The organism is Nakamurella sp. GG22 (assembly GCF_052976845.2).
Genome location: NZ_JBRIIO020000007.1, coordinates 52,590 through 72,125 on the forward strand (window position 1 = coordinate 52,590; position 19,536 = coordinate 72,125).

Genomic DNA, 19,536 nt, shown 5'->3' on the forward strand with positions numbered 1-19,536 from the left:
GCCTGAACGGCCAGCAGATTCGAGGGTGAGTGTCAGCGTGGTGTCATCTGATGGGAGAAACGTGCCTCCCGGGGTGATCTCAACTGGTGGATCGTCCTGGGGGCCGGCGGCAGCGTAAGCCGGATTGACACTCGTCAGCCCCCCGGCGAGCACTAGGAGGACCGCAGACCGCATGGTCCAGCGGCCGCTCAGCATGGTTCGTCCTTCAGGTAGTACACCTGATCAACGCGCCAAACACCGTCCTGTCCCCGCACTAAAGTCCCCTGCAGCGGGTTGCGCTCCACGCCAACGGTGGTCTTCTTGCGGGTGCTGGTGTCCAATGATCCGGCCTGACTCGCGTCCTGGCAATCGGCGATGACGGCTGTCTTCTTGCCGTTGACGGGTTGTGGCCAAGAGATCCGCGACTTGACCTCACCGTAGGTGTCCCAACCCTTGCTATTCATCGTGCTTGCGTCGGTGAGGAGGTTGGACAGCGCGGGGTCAACCGCGACCTGAGCGGCGAGTGCCTTGCGCTCACCCTCGGGCGTATGCGGAAGCGCGGCATAGATCTCCCACAGCCTGTTCCATTGGCCCTCAATCGCTTTTCGGTCCGCAGACTCTTGTCCCGAGAGCCCATTGGTGCCAGATATTGCCGGCGTCGACGAGGCGGCCGCCGGCCCTCGCGTGGAGGGTGACCCTGCCGAGGGTGAGGAAGTCGAGACAACCGACGACGCCGCAGTTGAAACCGTTGCCGAGCCCGTCACCGCGGTCGGGTCCTCGGTGTTGACACCCGACGCGCCGGTGCACCCAGCAACGCAAACGATGACAGCCACAAACCCCGTGGCGACTATCGCTCGTACCCGCATCAGAGCTCCTAGGGTGACGAAGGCGACACTCTCTGTCACCTATTCGTACCCAAACGAGGACGATTCCGGAAGGCAGCCCCCAGAGTCAACAGATCTGGCCCATCTCGCAGCAGAAACAGGCATGTGAGCAGGGCACGACTCAACTGGCTCATCCACAGCCCGCCACCGAAGACGGCCCAGTCACCAGAGCAGAAGTTGTCCACATTCTGCAGACGTCATGCGCTTGGTCCTGATGATCAGTGATAGCAACTCACCGTGGGAGAGGCAGTTGTTGTATCAGCGCCGTGCCAGGTTGATCTATCTCCGTGCATCATGCGTCAGGGAGTGGGTGAACCTTCCGTCCGGTGCGCTCGCAGTACTCGACAACTGCGTCGTAGGACCAGATCCGGCCAACGCTCAGCACTGCAATCGGCGGTGGGAACTCCGCCCGCTCGATCAACTTCATCGCCCTGACCCGACTGACGCCGAGAACTTTCGCCAACTCCGCCAACGCCACGACCGGAGGCTGGAACGACATGCCCGCACCTTAAGGGTTACTCAGTCGACAAGTTGTACATTTGACAACCTCGAATGCTGCCGGACGCCGTGAGTGCAACGGAGGGTGGACATGGAGACTGTGACCAGGGCCGTCTTCCGGCCCGAACGCGATGGCGCCGCTCGTGACCGCCGGGACTGCGAGCATGCCGGCACACCTCATCGGCACGGCACTCGAGTCGCCTACGTGACGGACCAGTGCCGGTGCATCGCATGCCGGGCGGCGAACCGAGCTGAGGAGCGTGAACGCACAATTGCCCGTCGCAATGGGTGCTGGCAACCCTTTGTCGACGCCGAGCCAGCTCGCACTCACTTGAACATCCTCAGGCAACACGGAGTCGGTCTCGATCAGATCGTACGGATTACCCAAACACCAAGAGCTACGGTTCGCCGTGTGCTTGGGCAATCCCCTACCGCGCCGCAACGCATTCGTGCGACAACCGCGGAACGACTGCTGGCAATCGAAATCTCCACCGAACACGTTGCGCCGCGGAGCCAAGTGGACGCCACCGAAACTCACGCGCGGATCCAGTCGTTGATTGATGCCGGCCATCCGATTCCCGAACTGGCCCGCGCAATGGGCAAGAGCGCCGTCAGCCTGCGCCGAACACTAAGCCGGCAGACCGTCACCGCCCAGACCGCCGCGTCGGTGAGCAGTCTGTACGACCGAATGTTGAGTAATACGCGCGCTGCCGATCAGCGCAATATCCGTAGCACCGCACCGTTCCGTGTGTGACCGCATCGACGTGCTTCTCATCGCGATCGCAATATCGGAGCCTCGCGTTAGATACAGATCCCAAATCCTCGATCAGGCGTGGCGCCTGTCGACATCCCCCTCAAAGAGGTCAACGTCATGACAGTTACCCACCAGCCACGGAGGGCCACCCAGACGCATGACGCCGACCCCTGGATGAGCATCGATCAACTACTCGAAAAATACCCATTCCTTCAAGGCAGGCAAAACCAACCGAGGCGCCGCATCTACCGACTACGGGATCTCGGACACTTTCCACTGCACGACGGCAGGGCGGGACGGCTACTGCTCTGGCGGCAATCCACGATTGAGGCATGGCTGGCCGACGGCACGACAGGGCGCGAGTATCTGAAAAAATAGTTTTTGGCGCGCTAGCTGCCTCCAAGCGCATCAAAGAAGGGGAGCTGAGTTCGCGAGCAGGAGCCAGGAATCCACCAAAGCTGCCGCTACCGGCGGACCGCATCTTCTGGTCAGCGTGCCGACTCCTGCGTTCCCATATTGATTGCATCGATTTTCGTATCTACGCGTTGAAGGCCTAGACCCAATCCCTTTATCCCACGACGATTTCTCTGAGTTACGGATTTTGTGAGGGCGGTCTGCTACGAGACTTTGCGGGCGGCAAAGCTGGGCGCAGCCCGCATTCGATTCACTCCCTAAAGAGCCGTTCGCACAGGAAGGCAGGCACCTTTCATGACTCACCGCGCGCGGACCGTGGCCGCAGTCGATCTGCGTCTGGGCGATGTTGTCATCCCCGATCACGGTCCCCGACGCCGCGTCACCCTGCGGCGACTCGAGGGCGCGCACCCGGTCGTTGTTGTCCAATTCGAAGGCATTCCCGGGGCAAGTACCTACTACCCACCGTCGATGCCACTGCTGATCGAGGAAGCCGAACTACCCCCGGGGTCAACGCCAGAGGGAGACTGAAGTGGCCGAATCGTCGATCAACGTGGCGGACGACCTGCGCCGCTGGGCCAAAGGTATGCCCGGGTCGACTTCCCAGCCATAGCAAGAAACCCCGACCCGCTGTCCGCCGGCCACCAACGGCTACTGCGCATCGCCCCCTCCATTGGCTGCGACGACGCGCCCCCTGTGCGGCTGGGCGAGGTCCTAGGCGCAGGACCGGACTGGGTGCCCGGGATCACCTACGTCTCGATGGACACCGGCGCCACCTATGCCGCCCGAGCCGCCAAGCTGGCCTTGCCGCTCGCAACCTTCATCCTGGGCCGCTTCCACCTCATCGCCCTGGCCAACCGGGGCCGGTCACCGAGTATCGGCGGGAACTGCCCTGGGCGAGGCGCGGCCGGCGGGCCGCAAGTGCGACCCGGAATGGACCTAACGCAACCGACTGTTCCGCGCCGCGGAGACCCTCACCGGCCGACGAGCTCAGCAGAATGAAGGTCCGGCCCGCGTCCCGTCGGTCCAGCTGCCATCGAACTTGCGGGTCGCCACCCGTGAGCGATCGCGGTCCGCTGACCGGCGCTGCTCCTATCCCTGATCGGTGTCGACGGCAACCTAATACTGAAGATTGCCCGGTCCGCTCCCGGCCACCGTCCGCACCAGGTGGCCAACCCGGTCCCGACCGACGATTCTTGCGGGAGCTGATCGGGATTGTGAGCGGCGCGTGCCGCCGACCACACGTCCCGGCTGATCGAGAGGGGCCGGGGTGCAGACGCTCAGCCGGGCGGCCCGGGTGGCCGTGATCGGTGCCGGCCCGGGTGGTTTGGTGTCGGCGAAGCACGCCATCGAGGCCGGTTTCGAGGTGAGCGTGTTCGAGGCGTCCGATCAACTGGGCGGGCAGTGGAATACTGCCGCAGCGCACAGCGGCATCTGGCCGGGCATGCGCACGAATACCAGCCGGGCAATGACCGCCTTTTCCGATTACCCCCAGCACCTTCACTCGATCTGCATCCCGCCGCCGAACAGATCCACGATTATCCGCGCGCCTACTCCGACGCTTTCGGGGTGACCGACCGCATCCGATTCAATACCCAGGTCGGCGACATCCGGCCGACCTGGTGGGTGGACGGCGAGCCGTTCGATGCGGTGATCGTCGCATCCGGGCGGTTCCGCGCTCCGGTGCTACCGGTCGGCCTGGACGGCTTCACCGGCGAGCTGTTGCACGCCTTCGATTATCCCGGTGCCGATCATTTCCGCGATCGGCGAGTGCTCGTCTACGGCAACGGCGTGAGCGGACATGAGATCGCCTCCGACATCGCGACCGTCACGGATGTTGTGTCCGCGTATCGCAAACCGCGGTACGTCCTGCAGAAGAACGTCGCCGGAGTGTCGTCGGACTGGCAGTGGTACACCCACATCGGTGCGCTGCGGCGCGCCGCCATGCCACCATCCGACTACGGATCCCTGCTGCGGCAGCGGGTACTCCGCGTCGCCGGAAATCCTGCCGACTTCGGCGCTCCCGGGCCGAGCGCCGAATTTCTCCTCGCCGGACACTCGCTCTGCCAGGACTACCTCGAACAGGTACAAGCCGGGACAATCCTCTGCCGGCCGGCCATTGTGGAGGCCCGCGGGAATCAGGTCACCTTCGCCGACGGCACGGTCGAACCCGTCGACGCAATTGTCTGCGCAACCGGCTACCGCCTCGACATCCCCTACCTGTCCCCGGATGTCTGGTCGGTCCTCGGACCCGACCTGAGGCTGCACCACCGCACGATGCATCCGGCCCTGCCGCACTTCGGCGTTGTCGGACAGTTCGCCCTGCAGGGGCCGTACTTCCCTCTGCTCGAACTGCAGGCCCGGTGGATCGTCGGGGCATGGTCAGGGGACGGTCCGGCGCTGGACGAGCGGGCAGCGAATGCCGGCGTTGACTCGCCTCCGCCCGCCGTCGACTCACACAACGTCCTGGCACTGACGCTGGCCGAAGCGGCGGGAGTGGCGCCGGACGTGCGGGGACGTCCTGACCTCGCCGAGCCACTGCTGTTCGGGCCGATGCTGCCGCCTCGCTATCGTCTGGACGGCCCCGGCGCCCGCGCCGACGCCTCGGAGGCCTTCCGCGACCAACTGGCAGCCTCCCCACGACCGGCCGTGGAGCCCGAGGACATAGCAGCACTCGCCGGGGTCGGGTACGGCGATCTGCTGCCCGTGATCACCACCGCGCCTGGGTTCAGTGGTGCCTGAACTGGCTGGCGGTGCCTGATTGTCGCGGTGACAAGAACGACGGCGCAATCGCTTTCGAAGGCAACGAGCCACTACCGGAATCATCGCGTGCGATCGACACGAGGCAACCGCGTTGGGCTAATCGACTCCATACGTCGTCAACGTTCGTGCGGTGCACACAGTCGGGGCGTTCAGGTAGCCGATAGCGATCTTGACTGCATGTCCACATTCGACGCCGCGTGTGCGCTTGTAGTTTTAGTCGTCCGACAAAAGGTGCGTTGCAATTCTTCTTGACCAACGCCGCATCGTGCCTTGACGGATGGCGCGCCGGTATGGGTCTGGCGCTCAGCGATCAAAGTTGCGTGCGCGATCAGAAGGGACACTCGACGATGACCACAGCATCGCGTAAGAGATTTCTGAACGTCGATGAGGCGGCGGAGTATCTCCAGACGACGAGGAGGAACATTTATCGACTGGCCGAACAGAATAGACTTGCGCACCACAGGATCGCCAGACGGCTCCAGTTCACCGTGAGTGATCTCGAGAAGTACATTGAGTGTCAACGGGTCGAGGCCCGGTCGTGGGACGTCTGAGCGGACAGATAATTGGCGGCTCCTTCGTGAGCCTTGCAGGAAAGTCAGGGGTCCACACAATTTCTTGCACCGGCCACCTTGCCAACGACACGTTGAGCTGCTTACCGAGCCCAGTCGCTCCGTTAAGACCCCGTGGCTTTGAAACGGCTCGTGTCCGACTTCCAGCCGGCTCTGAGTGCGGTCACGCAGCATCCATAAATCCCAACATCGCTCGGTCACGACTCATTTAACCCGAATCCACCGACCGGCTTGTTAGTTGATCATGGGGTTGGGGAGTTGATCTTGGGCTGGGTTTGATTCTGGTTCGGGCGTGCCTGGTCTGCCGGTCTGCCGGCTTCTCCTGTTTCTGATAGGGAAATGGGCGGGTTGTCAGGCGGCTGTGGCGGGTGGTCCGCAGGTTCGGGTGAACAGTTCGGTCCAGCTGGTGTGCCAGGGCCACCGGGTCGGTAGGTGCAGGGTCAGCGTTCGTGCGGAGCCGGCGATCCGGGCCGGGACGACGATCAGGGTGCGGCGGATCGTGCCGGTGGTCGCCTTCGCCAACTTTGGCCCGGACAGGGCTGCCGCCGCCCTGGTCAGGTTGAAGGCGATGACGGCCAGCACCAGCCAGGCGGAATTGGCTGCGAACGATTTCGACGGTAAATGGGCCAAGGCCGAGCCCTTGAGGTCGGCGTGGACCTGCTCGATGATCGCGTGCCTGCGGTGGGTCTTGTCGGCGGTCACGGTGTCCAGGGTGCTGGTGGTGAAGAACGCGTGGAACCGCCACGTGTCGAACAGGGTGGGTTGCCCCGCAGTGGCTTTCGGGTTGAGGTCCGGGATCCTGCGGACCACCAGGCGGCCCGGGACCTGCTCACTGTTCTTCCTCGAGGTGAACGCGGTGAACCCGATCTCGGCGACCTCGGCGCGGGAGATCCACCGACCCGAGGGTTCGTCGAACACTGCTTGCGGGTACTTGATCGTCGCCCACGCACCATCTGGGATGGTGCTGATCGCGGCTTTGATGTGTGTGCTCTGCCGCACCGTGATGGACACGTCGGCCTTCGCGCGGCGGGCCGCGGCGACCACTTTGTGGCCGTAGAACGCCGAATCCGCCCGCAGCAGCACCGGCCCGGCGGCGCCGGCGCTGCGGAGCCGTTTCACGGTGGCCAGGGTGTCGGCGACCAGCCGGGCCGCGCCGCGGGCGGACCCGCAGGACCCTTTCCGTAGGCGTTGCGCAACGATCACCGGCGCCGCTGTCGGCGTGCTGACCGTGCCGATGACGCAGTTCAATCCCCGCACCTGGGTGTAGCCGAACCCGGCGCCCTGCTTGGCGTGCCCGTGGACCTCGATGATCGAGTCGTCCATATCGGCCAGCGCGTACTCATCGATACCCGGCAGCAGCGGTACCAGCTGACCCAGCCCGATCAGAGTGCGGGACGCGACCGCGTCCAACTGCCGGACGTGACCGAACCGGAATGTCCGCAGGAACGACCCGAGAGTCGACGGTGCGTAACAGGCGTCGAAGACCCGGCGCATCCCACCGTGCCGAAGGATGGCCATGTCGTCGATGCTGTCCGCCCCGGCGACCATCCCCGCGACCAGCGAGGTGACCTTCACACCAGCGTTCGCGCCCTTGTCCGTCGGTACCGTCAACAACCGATCCGCCAGCGCTTGCAGACCCGCCCGGTCGGCCAAGGCGACCACCGGGACCAACCCGGCCGCGGCCAGCAGATTCGGCTCATCGAACACCGCGCGGCGCACCGGCCGAGCATGAGATGCTTTCACCTGCGAGATGCCCTTCGTGACGCTCGAACCGGGTCCTAGACAAATCCGATTCTTCCAGCGCACAAGGGCATTTCGCCTGTCCAGCCCACGACAACACCCAGGTCAATCGGTGGATCCAGGTTTAGCAGGGCGTCCAGCTTGGACGCCAGGTCTTCCGACCGTCCGGGGCGGACCTTGGCGTAGATCGTCATGGTGGTGACCACCGATGAGTGACCCAGATGGTGTTGGACGTCCTTGATGCTGGCACCGGCGTCGATGAGCAGTGATGCGCAAGTGGAGCGGAGGTCGTGGGGGGTCGCGGCGACCTCGGCCTGCTTGATTGCCTTGTCCCAGCTGTCGCGCATCCAGATCCGGTACCGGCGGTGAGTGCCGTGCTTGTTGGCGAAGATCACGGTGTCCGGGTCAGCCGGGCGGTCTGCCAGCCGCTGTGCCAGCTCGGCGCTCAGCGACGCCGGAAGCGTGATGGTGCGGACGGCGTAGGTTTTGGTCGGCCCGACAACCAGCCGGCCGTGCACTTCGCCGGCGCTCTCCCGGATGGTGAGGGTCCGGCCGACGGGGTCCAGGCTGCCTCGCCGCAGCGCCAGCGCCTCGCCGATCCGAAGGCCACCGTAGGCCAACAGCCGAACGATGGTCCTGTCGTCGTCCCGCTTCATCGCGGCGGCGATTTTCTCCACCTGGGCGGGGGTCAGCACGGGATGCTCACGGTGGGTCTTACGGGGCAGCGCTCCCCGTCGCAGCACGGCCGGATTGGTGGCGATGACTCGGTCCCGCACGGCCCGGTCGAGGACCCTGCGAAGCACGCCGTGGGCGCCGCCGATCTTGGCCGCGGACACCCCTTGAGCCGACATCTCGGTGATCCATTTTTCGATGTGGCCGGGGCGGATCCGCCGCACGCTGATGTTGCCGAAGGTGGGTTCGACCCGCAGTCTCCATGCGGTTTCGTAGTTCACCACTGTCGAGGCCTTGAGGCCGGCGATGCTGTGGATGTACCCGGGCCACCACTCGCGGAGTGGACGATTGCCGGCCCTGTCGTCGATCGCGAGCCCGCGGTCGAGGTCGGTGCGCTTGGCGTCCAGCCAGCGGCCGGCTGCGGTCTTGGTGGCGAACGTCTGGGGTGCGGGGGTGAGTAGATGCGTCTCCGGGTTGAGCCACTGGGCCTGATAGCGCCCTGACGGAAGCCGGCGGACAGCGCCCCAGCTCCGGCGTCCAGCCACGTAAGCTCTCCTGTGCGTGTCCGATGCTGCGTCCGATTGACCGATGCGAATTGCACGATAGTTGCACGACGTCGAGGTCGCTAGGGTAGCATCGAAGTATTAGTGCAGGTCAGAGGCACTGGCGCTCGTAGCTCAGCTGGATAGAGCAGGGGACTTCTAATCCTCAGGTCGCAGGTTCGAATCCTGCCGGGCGCGCTGCACCCGGGTCCCCGGTCGGCTGATCGCCGGAGCGCACCGATCGACGGCAGGGTCCGCGTTGTCACGGTGATCACGGCCACCAGGACGGCCAGCACGCCGGCCGTCAGGTACAGCGGTGCCGGCACCAACGAGTCCGCCAGGATCAGCACCGCCGCAACGCCTGTCGCCCAGGAGATGATCTTCGGTCGACCCGGATGCGCATGCAGGAAAGCGACGGCGACTATGTAAATCGCCACCGATACCGTGATCGCCATCGCGGAGACGGCCTCACTGATGCCTTCCGTCTCGCCCTGCTGGTACGACACCGCGACGACCAAGCCGGCCCCGGCGGCGGCGGCGGACGCAAACACGACGTAGTGGCCGTAGCCCCACAGGAACGTCGCTCTCGCCGAGTCGACCGCCCGACCTCGTGGTCGAAATACACCCACCACAGGCAGAACAGGATGACGACACCGGCCACCGCCCTGCCGATCAGCGTTCCGGCGTCGTCGTTCTCCTCGAGGGCACCCTGGAAGGCCAGCGTGGCCGCCGTCACCGACTCCCCCAGCACGATGACGGTGAACAGCCCGTACCGCTCCGCGATGTGGTGCGGGTGGAAGTTCGTCTGGAGGCCCGTTCGGCGACTGCGGGTACGGCGAGTTCGGCAATCCCCGCAAGAACGAACCCAAGGAAGAACAGCCCCTCCGGGGCGAGCAGCAGGAGCAGCCAGAACAGTTGGACCAGCGTCGCTCCGGCTGCGTACCGGCGGTTGGTCGCCCGTCTCGCCGGATCCGAGGCGGCCGCGCGCAGCCACTGGCTCACCAGCGCCAACCGCATGATCACGTAGCCGACGACGATGACGATGTTGCCACCGTTCTCGAATCCCAGCGGGATCCCGGCGGCCAGGACGAGCGAACCCGCGATCTGCACGAGCACCGTCAGCCGGTAGGGCACGTCATCGTTGTCGTAGGCCGATGCGAATCAGGTGAAGTTCATCCAGGCCCACCAGATGGCGAAGAACACCATCAGGTACTGCAGAACCCCTGTCGCGACATGGTTCTCGATGAAGACGTGATCGAGACTGGCCGCCGCCTGGACGGCACCCCACGCATGCGGCCAGCAGGCGGCCGCGGCTCAGCAGCTAAAAACCGCCGAAGTCACCGCCGCCGCCGAAGTCGCCACCGCCACCGAAGTCGCCACCGCCGCCCCAGTCGCCGCCACCTGAGGAGTCGCCGCCGGAGTAATCCCCACCCGAGTAGTCGCCTCCAGCGTCACCTGAGGCGTCGCCGCCACCATCACCGGCATCGGCCTGACCTGCGTCGTACCCCGCTTCATACCCACCGCCCCAGCCGATCCCGGCCATCCCGGCGAACAGCGTGGAGGCCACCAGGTAGGTCCCGACACCCCAGGCACCTGCGACCAGCGCGGGCTTCCACCACGGCTCGGAGTACCAGCCGCGGGGCACCGGCCGGCCGGCCACCATGCCGCCCGGGTAGTAGTGCCTGGTGCGGTCGCCGGGCTGCGGCGACGCCTCGTACTCGTGTCCTTCGACAGTGACGGCCCGGTCCTCGGACACCGCGCCGGCCTGCTGCTGGCCCGGGATGGCCGGCAGCTCCGGACCCGGGTCAAGACCGAGTGACGTCCGCGCCGCCCTGACGAAGTACAGACCCTCGTAGGCGGTCTGCTGGGCCAGCCGGTACTGCTGGATGGACTTGGCCTGTTCGACCTGCGAGCCGGCGGCGGTGAACCGCTCGGCGGCGTCCGCGAGCGCCTGGCGCGCGGCCGGATCGTCCTTGGGGTCGAGTGCGTACACCTGGCCGCCCAGCCGCTCGACCCACCGGCGGGCCTCCGCCTGCGCGTCCTCGAGGGACCTTGCGGTGCTCGCCCCCCGCTGGCGCTGGTACCAGATGAATGCCACCGCGAGGGCGGCGATGATGACAACCCACAGGAGCGTGTCCACGGACGTTCGTTCCCTTCTCAATGATGTTCTGCGGCGATGTGCTGCTGCGGCGCCCGGCACTGGGTGAGCGCACGGGGGCCGCTCGTCCAAGAACAACGACCGCACCGGGGCAATCGTTCCAGTCGCCGGGCCGCCCCGCCGGGGCGGACCCATCCGGCGGAACGCACAATCAGTCAGCGACGCCGTTTCCGGGTACCGAAGACCGAACGTCCGAGCGCCCCACCCAGCGATGTCCCCAGAGACTTCATGAACGAGGTCACCACCGGGTTGCTCAGGACGTCGCCGAGACCGGATGACGGCCGCTCCCAGCCGGTGCCCGGCGCCGGCGCTGCCACCGGAGGCTCGTCGAGGTAGGGGTTGTACGGCTCGGGCGTCAGCGACGGCCAGCCGTCCGGACCCAGCGTCGTGGCGGTCGGTCCTGCAGCGGTCCCCGCCGGACCGGGGGCGGGCTGTGCCGGAGCGGGCTGTGCCGAAGCGGGCGAAGTGGGAGCGGGCAGGGTCCCGGGGGCGGTGCCCGGACCGAGTCGCGCGGTGAGCATCTCGTACGCCGAATCCCGGTCGAGGTCCTGCCCGTACGTCGCCATCAGCGGCGACGCGGCGACGGCAGCGCGCACGGCGGCCGGGTCGGACGGTGCCATGAGGGACCGGGGCGCCCGCATCCTCGTCCAGGCAACGGGCGTCGGTGCGCCCTTCTCGGACAGCACGGTGACGATCGCCTCGCCGGTGCCAAGGCTGGTGAGAGCGCTGGACAGGTCGTAGTCGTCGGTGACGGGGTACGTCTTGACCGTCGCCGACAGCGCCTTCTGGTCATCGGGGGTGAATGCCCGCAGAGCGTGCTGGATGCGGGCGCCCAGTTGGGACAGCACCGGACCGGGCACATCGGTGGGCAGCTGCGTACAGAAGAAGACGCCCACTCCCTTCGACCTGATCAGCTTGGCCGTCTGCTGGACGGCCAGCAGAAACGCCTTCGACGCGTCGGCGAAGAGCAGGTGCGCCTCGTCGAAAAGGAAGACCAGCTTGGGTTTGTCGAGGTCGCCGACCTCCGGCAGCTCCTCGAAGAGCTCGGCCAGCAGCCACATCAGGAAGGTCGAGAACAGCACCGGATTCGTCTGCAGTTCCGCGACCTCGAACAGCGTGATGACGCCGCGGCCGTCTTCGGTCAGCCTCAGCAGATCTGTCACGGCCAGTTCGGGCTCGCCGAAGAAACGGTCGCCTCCCTGCGCGAACAGGTTGGTCACCGAACGCAGGATGACGCCGGCGGTGGCCTTCGACACGCCGCCGAGATCGCGCAGGTCCTGCTTCCCCTCGTCGCTGGTCAGGTGCATGATCACCGCCCGCAGGTCCTTGAGGTCCAGCAGCGGCAACGCCCGCGAGTCGGCCCAGTGGAATATCAGGCCGAGGGTGGATTCCTGGGTGGCGTTGAGGCCCAACACTTTTGAGAGCAGGATCGGCCCGAACGAGTCGATCGCGGCCCGGATCGGGACCGCGGATCCCTGGCCGGCCAGGCTCAGGAATTCGACCGGGAACGCCGCCGCCGACCAGTCGTCTCCGGTCTCCGCCGCGCGTTGACCGATCTTCTCGCCCGGCTCGCCGGGGCTGAAAAGGCCCGTCAGATCGCCTTTGACGTCCGGGATCAGGACCGGGACGCCGGCCGCCGACAACTGCTCCGCGATGACCTGCAGCGTCTTGGTCTTCCCGGTGCCGGTGGCGCCGGCGACCAGACCGTGCCGGTTGAACGTCGCCAGCGGGATGCGCACCAGCGCCGTGGGGTCGGCGACACCGGAGATGACGACCGACCCCAGAGCGACCGCCGCTGCCTGTGTCTGGTAGCCGGCAGCGATCCGTTCGGCGGCGGCCGAAGCCTCGGCCGGTGACGGCGTTGTCATGTTCCCCCCAGATCAGGCATCGCAGGCAGCGTAACGAGGCAGCGTCGTGTCGGCGCGCGCCGCCACCGGTGTCGGTGGGTGCGACTATCGTCCGAAGGGTGAATGACCGACTGGTGTGGGTGGACTGCGAGATGACGGGCTTGAGTCTGCGGACCGACAAGCTGATCGAGATCGCGGCTCTGGTCACCGACAGCGACCTGACCATCCTCGGCGACGGCATCGACGTCGTGATCCATGCCACCGACGAGGAGCTGGCCGCTATGCCGGAGGTGGTGGTCGAAATGCACGCCAAGTCCGGCCTCACCGACCGGGTCCGCGAATCAACGGTGACGCTGGAGCAGGCGGAGCAGCTCGTCCTGGACTACATCCGCCAACACGTCCCCGACCCGAAGACGGCTCCCCTGGCGGGCAACTCCATCGCCACCGACAGGGGCTTCATCAGTCGCGACATGCCTTTGCTGGACGAGCATCTGCACTACCGGATGATCGACGTGTCGAGCATCAAGGAGCTGTGCCGGCGCTGGTACCCGCGGATTTACTTCGGTCAGCCGCCCAAGCAGATGAACCACCGGGCGCTGGCGGACATCACCGAGTCGATCCGGGAGCTTGCCTACTACCGCGGAACGGCGTTCGTCCCGCTTCCCGGGCCCGGCTCGGATCAGGTGCAGGCCGTCGCGACCGAAGTCGCTCAGAAGTACTGAGGTCGTCGCAGACGAGCGCCGGATGCGCGGCGGAATGCCGCGGGTCGAGCATCGGTTAGACTTTCTCGGTCCACGCGCCGCCCAGCCCTCCGGCTCGGAAGCGCGGGGCATGGTGGGCGTAGCTCAGCTGGTAGAGCTCCGGCTTGTGGTGCCGGTGGTCGCGGGTTCGAGCCCCGTCGCTCACCCACCACCGTCAGGCCCCCGACATCGTCGGGGGCCTGACGGCTTTCCGGGCGCAGGTCCGTCCGCCGTCGTCAGACTTGTGAATCTTGCCGACACGCCGGCGTCATCAGCGCCTGGCAGGGTCGCTGGGTCACCATCAGCGTTCACGGCGCCCGCTTGTGGGCACCGCTGCACCGTCACCAACAGCACCGGAGGTCAGCCGTGGTCGGATCCGGCAGCGCCGTCACCGTCATCTCCGGGTGCGCGGTTGCGACGGTGGACGCCAGTGGCACCGAGCACCGAACCGGTCACCTGGTCGTGGAGGGTCGCCGGATCACCGCCGTCGGGGCCGGGCCCGCTGACCCCGTCTGGCGGGCGCGGGCAGATCGATGGGTGGACGGCTCCGGCATGCTGGCCACACCGGGCCTGGTCAACACCCACCATCACCTCTACCAGTGGATCACCAGGGGCTACGCCCAGGACGACACGCTGTTCGGCTGGCTGACCACCCTGTATCCCGTGTGGGCCGGGATCGACGAGGAGACCGTCGAGGCCGCCGCCGCCACCAACCTGGCGTGGATGGCGTTGTCCGGGTGCACGCTGACCACCGACCATCACTACGTCTTCCCGCACGGGGGCGGAGACGTGCTCGGCGCCAGCATCGAAGGGGCGCGAACGGTTGGCCCGCGCTTCCACCCGACCCGCGGCTCGATGGATCTCGGGTCGTCGAAGGGCGGCCTCCCGCCGGACTCGGTCGTCGAGGACACCGACGTCGCGCTGGCTGCCACCGATGACGCGATCGGCAGGTGGCACGACGGCTCACCCGAATCCATGCTGCAGATCGCAGTGGCGCCGTGCTCCCCGTTCTCGGTGACCACCGCACTGATGAAGGGGGCCGCGGAGATCGCAAGATCCCGTGGCGTCCGAATGCACACCCATCTGTGCGAAACGCTGGACGAACAGAGCTTTTGCGTCGAGAAGTACGGCCGCACACCGGGTGAGTACGTCGAGGACCTGGACTGGCTCGGCCCGGACGTCTGGTTCGCGCACGTCGTCCACCCCACCACCGAGGACATCGCCAGGTTCGGCGCGACCGGAACAGCCGTCGCACACTGCCCCACGTCGAACGGCCGGCTGGGGTCGGGCATCGCGCCGATCGCCGACATGCTCGCCTCCGGAGTGCCCGTCGGTCTGGGTGTCGACGGCTCGGCGTCCAACGAGTCCGGGCGGATGGACGAGGAACTGCACCAGGCGTTGCTGGTCGCCCGGCTGCGCGGCGGATCGACCGCGATGAGCGCCCGGCAGGTGCTGAGGATGGCAACCATGGGCGGAGCCCGCGTCCTCGGACGGGACGGCGATCTCGGCTCGTTGGAGGTGGGGAAGCTCGCGGATGTCGCGCTGTGGCGGGTGGACGGCCTCCCGGGTGCCGACATCGACGACCCGGTGTGCACTCTCGTCTTCGGCAGCCGGTCGCAGCTCGAACTGCTGTTGGTCGGCGGCCGGTCGATCGTCGAGTACGACCACCTCCTCACCGCCGACACCCGGGCTCTCGCTCGGCGGTCCGCCGCCGCCTCGGCCACACTCCGGGAGCGCTCCCGACGCGGATAGGCACGCGACCATCACCTTTCGCACCGCGACAGATCACGGTTCGGGCACGTTCAGCTCCGATCACGGCGACTCGGCTACCGTCCGAGGATCGAAGGGAGGTGGGTCGATGACGCTGACGCGCACGCGCCGGACCGCACTGATCTTCGGTGCGGTGTGCGCGGTGATCGCCGGGACCGTGTTCGTCGTGTCCCAGGCGTCCCGGTCGACTTTTCCGGGAACGGACGTCGAGTACTTCAGTGCAACCTCGGAAAGCGACTCCGAGGACTGCGGTCACTATGCAGGCGACCTGGAGTCCCTGGTGAAGGGCACCCAGCTGATCGTTCTCGCGACCGTCACGTCGGAGCAACCGCTCTTCGAAGGCGTTTACGGAACCGACCTGCCCCAGGAGGTGGACGGAGAGTTGCCGGCCCGTCGCGGCGATTACCTGCCGAGGCGGCTACAACTCGACATCGAGCAGGTGCTGTCCGGCTCGGTGCCGGAAACACTCGATGTCCGCGGCGAGGGCTGGGTCGCACGGAACGACAGCGACACCTGGCATCGACACATCATGTACGGCAGTCCCTTCTTGAACGTGGGAGAGCGGGCGGTGGTGCCGATGTACCGTATGGCCGACTATCCGAGCGGGCAGCCCATCTACGCGGTGTCCTGCACCGGCGCCTTCGTCATCGATGACGGCGAAGTCCAGCCCCGGGATCATGGTCTGGAATTCAAGGACGACGGCGTCTATTCGATGACGGAACAGGAATTGGTGGCCGCAATACAGAAACTGGCCGGCTGAGCATCCGGACCGACGAGTACTAGTGCCATCGTCGCATTGTCGTTGCTACCGAGTGTGTTTCAGGCTGAGCAGGTCACGACATCCCGTCGTCAGGCCCACTCAGGAGGAAATGCCATGAAGCTCCCCACCGCTCCCGCCATCATCGTGGCGACCTTCGCTGCAACGCTGTTCGCCGGCGCGTTCGCCGGACCTGCCCTCGCTCAGGGCGGCAGCGGCGATGTACGCGCCTCCGGGCAATGCTCGGCCGCCAGCACCTGGAAGCTGAAGGCGAAGCCCGATGACGGTCGCCTGCAGATCGAGATGGAGGTCGACAGCAACCGGGTCGGTCAGAAGTGGGCGGTCAGCCTCACCGACAACACCGTCCGCATCTTCGCCGGGAACCGGGTCACCACCGCGCCCAGTGGTTCGTTCAGCGTGGAACTGAGGGCCGCGAATCGTGCCGGTTCCGACCGGATCGTCGGTACAGCCCGGAACACCGTCACCGGCGAACGCTGCACCGGCGTCGTGCGGATCTGACGGTCGGACCTGCGGTCCCGGGCGAGCGGGTGTCGCCCGGGGCCGCACTGTCATGCCCGCAACCGTCGGTGCGAACCAATTCGATTCCACCGAAACCCGTGACCCGCCCGACCATTCGGCCTAGGTGGCCTCGGGCGATTCGACCGGCAGGTTGTCGCGGGCCCACATCGCCGCGCTGGTCCGGTCCGCCACGCCGATCCGCCGGAACAGGTGCCCGACGTGCACCTTGACGGTCCGTTCGCTGATGCCGAGCGATCTGCCGATGAGCTTGTTCGGCAGACCTTTCGCGACAAGCTCGAGGACCTGGCGCTCACGGACGCTGAGGTCATCACCCGGTGCCGGCGCCGCAGAGGGCAACAGAACCCGTGCCACCCGTGGATCGATCGGGGCGTGACCCTGCGCCGCCGACCGAATGGCGGACAGGACCTCACGCGGATCGGAATCCTTCAGCAGGTACCCGACGGCACCGGCCGCGAGCGCCTTGGCGACCTGGGCCTGATCGTGGAACGACGTCAGCACGACAACGAACGACTCCGGTCGCCGCTCCAGGACCCGTCGGGTCGCTTCGATGCCGTTCATCCCGGGCATCGACAGGTCCATCAGGATGACGTCGGGTTCGAGCTCGACCGCGAACTCGATCGCCTCCTCGCCACCGGTGGCCTCGGCGACCACGGTCAGATCGTCGGTCGAGCCGATCAACGCACTCAGGCCCGCCCGGACCAGCGGGTGGTCGTCGACCAGCATCACCGTGATCATCAGATCGCCTTCTGTATCGGACGCGCGCGTTTCGGACGAGCCTGTGTCCGTAGAGCTGGGGTCGGTGTTGTTGTCCGGGTGGTGCTGCCGGCGGGCGCGCTCATCGCACCGGCACCGTGAGCTGCCAATGGGTTCCGGCACCAGGCGCACTGGCCAGCCGTAGGATCCCGCCTGCCTCCGCGACAACGTCGCCCATGATCCGCACTCCGAAATGTCCTTCCTCGGGATGAGTCAGCACCCGCTCGGCGTCGAAACCGACTCCGTCGTCCTGGATGTCGAGCAGGACACCCTCCTTCGTCGCCCGCAGGCGCACCGCCACCTCCGTCGCCGCGGAATGCCGCACCGCATTGTGCAGGCATTCCTGCGTCACCCGGAAGATCAAGCGCTCGCCGGTGGCATCGAGCCCGGGTGTCGGGCCGATGTCGACCGACACCGACATGCCGCGCGCACGAACGCTCGCGGCGAGATCTTCCAAGGCCGCGGCCAGTCCCGCGGTCGCCAGGCTGGCCGGGTAGATGTCGACCAGCAGCGAACGCAGGCCGCCGATGCTCGTGCGGACAGTGGCGGCGGCGCCGCGCAATCCTTCTGCCAGCGCGACCTGGCCAAGGGCCGCGGCCCGTTCCGCGGATCCGGCCACGGTGAACGATGTGGCCGCGAGATCTTGGACGACGCCGTCGTGCAGTGCACCGGCAATGCGCCGCCGCTCTTGGGTGGAGACGTCAAGGGCCTGTTGCAGCAACGCTTCTCGCTGCGCCTGGGCCTGGTTGAGCTGATCCAGCAGTCGCCACAGCACCGGCAGCAGGAGCACGACCAGCACCAGGATGCTGCTCAGGGTGATACCGGCAAACCCGCGCCAGAGTTGGCCGCTGCGCTCGGTCACATCGTCGTAACGGAAATAGGTCTCGAACAGCAGGGGCGTACCGGACGGCGTCCACACCGGTCGGTAGGCCTCGAGGAGTTTGCCGTTGCCCTGCTCGTAGCGATTCTCCGGCGCCTGCAGATCCGAGATGTCGGCGCGGGTGGCGGGGGTGGTGAACACCTCCCGCTCCTCCTGCTCCAGGGGGAAGGTCTCCCCGATCAGCGCCGGTTCGTCGGAGTACACGATGCGGCCCTGGGCGTCCCAGATCTTGACCCGGACGATCGAGCCGCCGAGGACGTGTTGACGAACGACGCTGTCCATCGTCGCGATCGCCGCCGGGTCTCCGATCACCAGGCCGTCGGCGAGTTCGGGTTGCACGACGGAGTCCGCCAGGAGGTCTGCGGTCTTCGCGGCGTCGTTGACCGCCTCGGCTTCGGCCAGCCGACGTGCCGCCACCACGCCGACGAGACCGACGGCGACGATCACGATCACCGCGCCGACGATGACCTGGATGATGACGCGTCGCCGGCGAACCGGGACGTCGGGGCGCACGGGACTGCCCGCCGCGACAGTTGTCCACGGCGGGCGGGTCCGAGATTCAGTCGTGCTCATGAATGACCGGCACGGTCATCCCCTCCACGGCGACCGCCGCCGTCATCGTCAGAGCTGTCGTCGGTGCTGTCATCGGTGCTGTCGTGGGCGGCACTATCGTCGCTGCCACTGCCATTGTGACCGCTGTCGTCGCCGCTGCCGTCATTCGTGCTGTCGTCGCTGCCGCCCGAACGGCCGCTGCCGGATCCCGAGCCGTCCCCGTTGCCGCCGCCGTTGTGACCGGATGCGTCATCGCCGGGTTCCACCTCGCCACCGGACCGCAGGCCACCGTGGTCGTCGCCCGGCTCCGCCTCCCGCGAGTGGTCTTCGGTCGATGCCGGGTCGTCATCGGAGCTGGTGGCCATGCTGCTGCCGTGGTGCCGGCCATGGGCTGTCGGTGAGCTGGTCGGTGCAGTGCTGGACGTTTCAGTGGTCGACGGCGCTGTCGTGGTGGACGGCGCGGTGGTCGTGCTGTCGTCCGAGCTGGTGATCTGCTCCGGGGTTCGCGAGATGGAGCTTCCGTGGTCGTCGAGCAGGGTCGCTCTGGACGGTATCTGCACCGGCACGCTCTCCCCGAAGGATGCGTTCCCGATCAGCCCGAGGGCGGCGGGGACGGCGGCGACGATGGCAATTCCGGTGGTCAACAGAAGGCGCTTCATGAGAAATCCTCTCGGTTGTGTGTCTCCTTTCTCCCTCGGCGGATGGGCCGCCCGCCATCGGACCTTGG

Annotated in this window: 17 protein-coding genes, 2 tRNA genes and 1 pseudogene; 10 read left to right on the forward strand and 10 right to left on the reverse strand. The window is 66.7% G+C overall.

Annotated features, from left to right (window positions below; translation table 11 throughout):
* Positions 1-188 precede the first annotated feature (188 nt).
* Both ACVBEQ_RS09750 and ACVBEQ_RS09755 read right to left on the reverse strand, forming a co-directional pair.
* The gene (locus ACVBEQ_RS09750) at positions 189-845 is read right to left on the reverse strand and encodes a hypothetical protein (RefSeq protein ID WP_447152938.1); all 657 of its coding nucleotides are present in this window, start codon (positions 843-845) and stop codon (positions 189-191) included.
* A gap of 310 nt (positions 846-1,155) precedes the next feature.
* Positions 1,156-1,362 (reverse strand): DNA-binding protein, encoded by a 207-nt coding sequence (locus tag ACVBEQ_RS09755; protein ID WP_447152939.1) that lies wholly within the window; start codon positions 1,360-1,362, stop codon positions 1,156-1,158.
* Positions 1,363-1,878: 516 nt separating this feature from the next.
* Here ACVBEQ_RS09755 and ACVBEQ_RS09760 point away from each other — a divergent pair.
* From ACVBEQ_RS09760 to ACVBEQ_RS09775, 4 genes are all read left to right on the forward strand, one after another.
* Positions 1,879-2,115, forward strand: a complete 237-nt coding sequence (locus ACVBEQ_RS09760) for a hypothetical protein (protein WP_447152940.1) — start codon at positions 1,879-1,881, stop codon at positions 2,113-2,115.
* 1,681 nt (positions 2,116-3,796) lie between these two features.
* Complete coding sequence (locus tag ACVBEQ_RS09765; RefSeq protein WP_447152941.1) at positions 3,797-4,099, forward strand: FAD-dependent oxidoreductase; 303 nt, start codon at positions 3,797-3,799, stop codon at positions 4,097-4,099.
* Entirely contained in the window at positions 4,096-5,268 is a 1,173-nt protein-coding gene (locus ACVBEQ_RS09770; protein ID WP_447152942.1) for an NAD(P)/FAD-dependent oxidoreductase, read from the forward strand. Before ACVBEQ_RS09765 ends, ACVBEQ_RS09770 begins: the two co-directional genes overlap by 4 nt.
* 368 nt (positions 5,269-5,636) lie before the next feature.
* The gene (locus tag ACVBEQ_RS09775) at positions 5,637-5,840 is read left to right on the forward strand and encodes a helix-turn-helix domain-containing protein (protein ID WP_447152943.1); all 204 of its coding nucleotides are present in this window, start codon (positions 5,637-5,639) and stop codon (positions 5,838-5,840) included.
* A gap of 369 nt (positions 5,841-6,209) precedes the next feature.
* Here ACVBEQ_RS09775 and ACVBEQ_RS09780 read toward each other — a convergent pair whose 3' ends face one another.
* On the reverse strand, positions 6,210-7,601 hold the full coding sequence (locus ACVBEQ_RS09780) for an IS1380 family transposase (protein WP_447152944.1): 1,392 nt from the start codon (positions 7,599-7,601) through the stop codon (positions 6,210-6,212).
* Between the two features lie 35 nt (positions 7,602-7,636).
* Positions 7,637-8,815 carry a tyrosine-type recombinase/integrase gene (locus ACVBEQ_RS09785; protein WP_447152945.1) on the reverse strand — a complete coding sequence of 393 codons (1,179 nt, stop codon included), beginning with the start codon at positions 8,813-8,815 and terminating at the stop codon, positions 7,637-7,639.
* A 121-nt stretch (positions 8,816-8,936) separates the two neighbouring features.
* Here ACVBEQ_RS09785 and ACVBEQ_RS09790 point away from each other — a divergent pair.
* Positions 8,937-9,010, forward strand: a tRNA-Arg gene (locus tag ACVBEQ_RS09790).
* A 134-nt stretch (positions 9,011-9,144) separates the two neighbouring features.
* On the opposite strand, the pseudogene ACVBEQ_RS09795 reads toward ACVBEQ_RS09790, so the two are convergent.
* The 3 genes and pseudogenes from ACVBEQ_RS09795 to ACVBEQ_RS09805 form a co-directional block, all read right to left on the reverse strand.
* Positions 9,145-9,946: pseudogene (locus ACVBEQ_RS09795) on the reverse strand (low temperature requirement protein A); the annotation flags it as partial.
* A gap of 187 nt (positions 9,947-10,133) precedes the next feature.
* The gene (locus ACVBEQ_RS09800) at positions 10,134-10,952 is read right to left on the reverse strand and encodes a hypothetical protein (protein ID WP_447152946.1); all 819 of its coding nucleotides are present in this window, start codon (positions 10,950-10,952) and stop codon (positions 10,134-10,136) included.
* A gap of 173 nt (positions 10,953-11,125) precedes the next feature.
* Positions 11,126-12,838 carry a helicase HerA-like domain-containing protein gene (locus tag ACVBEQ_RS09805; protein WP_447152947.1) on the reverse strand — a complete coding sequence of 571 codons (1,713 nt, stop codon included), beginning with the start codon at positions 12,836-12,838 and terminating at the stop codon, positions 11,126-11,128.
* Between the two features lie 98 nt (positions 12,839-12,936).
* Between ACVBEQ_RS09805 and orn the strand changes: the two genes are divergently transcribed.
* From orn to ACVBEQ_RS09830, 5 genes are all read left to right on the forward strand, one after another.
* Complete coding sequence (gene orn / locus ACVBEQ_RS09810) at positions 12,937-13,539, forward strand: oligoribonuclease (RefSeq protein ID WP_447152948.1); 603 nt, start codon at positions 12,937-12,939, stop codon at positions 13,537-13,539.
* 111 nt (positions 13,540-13,650) lie between these two features.
* A tRNA-His gene (locus ACVBEQ_RS09815) sits at positions 13,651-13,725 on the forward strand.
* Positions 13,726-13,923: 198 nt separating this feature from the next.
* Entirely contained in the window at positions 13,924-15,309 is a 1,386-nt protein-coding gene (locus tag ACVBEQ_RS09820) for an 8-oxoguanine deaminase (RefSeq protein WP_447152949.1), read from the forward strand.
* A 106-nt stretch (positions 15,310-15,415) separates the two neighbouring features.
* A complete protein-coding gene (locus ACVBEQ_RS09825; protein ID WP_447152950.1) occupies positions 15,416-16,087 on the forward strand; it encodes a hypothetical protein in 672 nt (223 codons plus the stop codon).
* A gap of 114 nt (positions 16,088-16,201) precedes the next feature.
* The gene (locus tag ACVBEQ_RS09830; protein WP_447152951.1) at positions 16,202-16,603 is read left to right on the forward strand and encodes a hypothetical protein; all 402 of its coding nucleotides are present in this window, start codon (positions 16,202-16,204) and stop codon (positions 16,601-16,603) included.
* Positions 16,604-16,723: 120 nt separating this feature from the next.
* Here ACVBEQ_RS09830 and ACVBEQ_RS09835 read toward each other — a convergent pair whose 3' ends face one another.
* The 3 genes from ACVBEQ_RS09835 to ACVBEQ_RS09845 all read right to left on the reverse strand — a co-directional run bounded on the left by ACVBEQ_RS09835 (position 16,724) and on the right by ACVBEQ_RS09845 (position 19,468).
* Positions 16,724-17,359: a response regulator gene (locus ACVBEQ_RS09835; RefSeq protein ID WP_447152952.1), complete on the reverse strand. Its 636-nt coding sequence runs from the start codon at positions 17,357-17,359 to the stop codon at positions 16,724-16,726.
* A gap of 100 nt (positions 17,360-17,459) precedes the next feature.
* Complete coding sequence (locus tag ACVBEQ_RS09840) at positions 17,460-18,830, reverse strand: sensor histidine kinase (protein ID WP_447152953.1); 1,371 nt, start codon at positions 18,828-18,830, stop codon at positions 17,460-17,462.
* Positions 18,827-19,468, reverse strand: a complete 642-nt coding sequence (locus ACVBEQ_RS09845; RefSeq protein ID WP_447152954.1) for a hypothetical protein — start codon at positions 19,466-19,468, stop codon at positions 18,827-18,829. Before ACVBEQ_RS09845 ends, ACVBEQ_RS09840 begins: the two co-directional genes overlap by 4 nt.
* Positions 19,469-19,536: the final 68 nt, after the last annotated feature.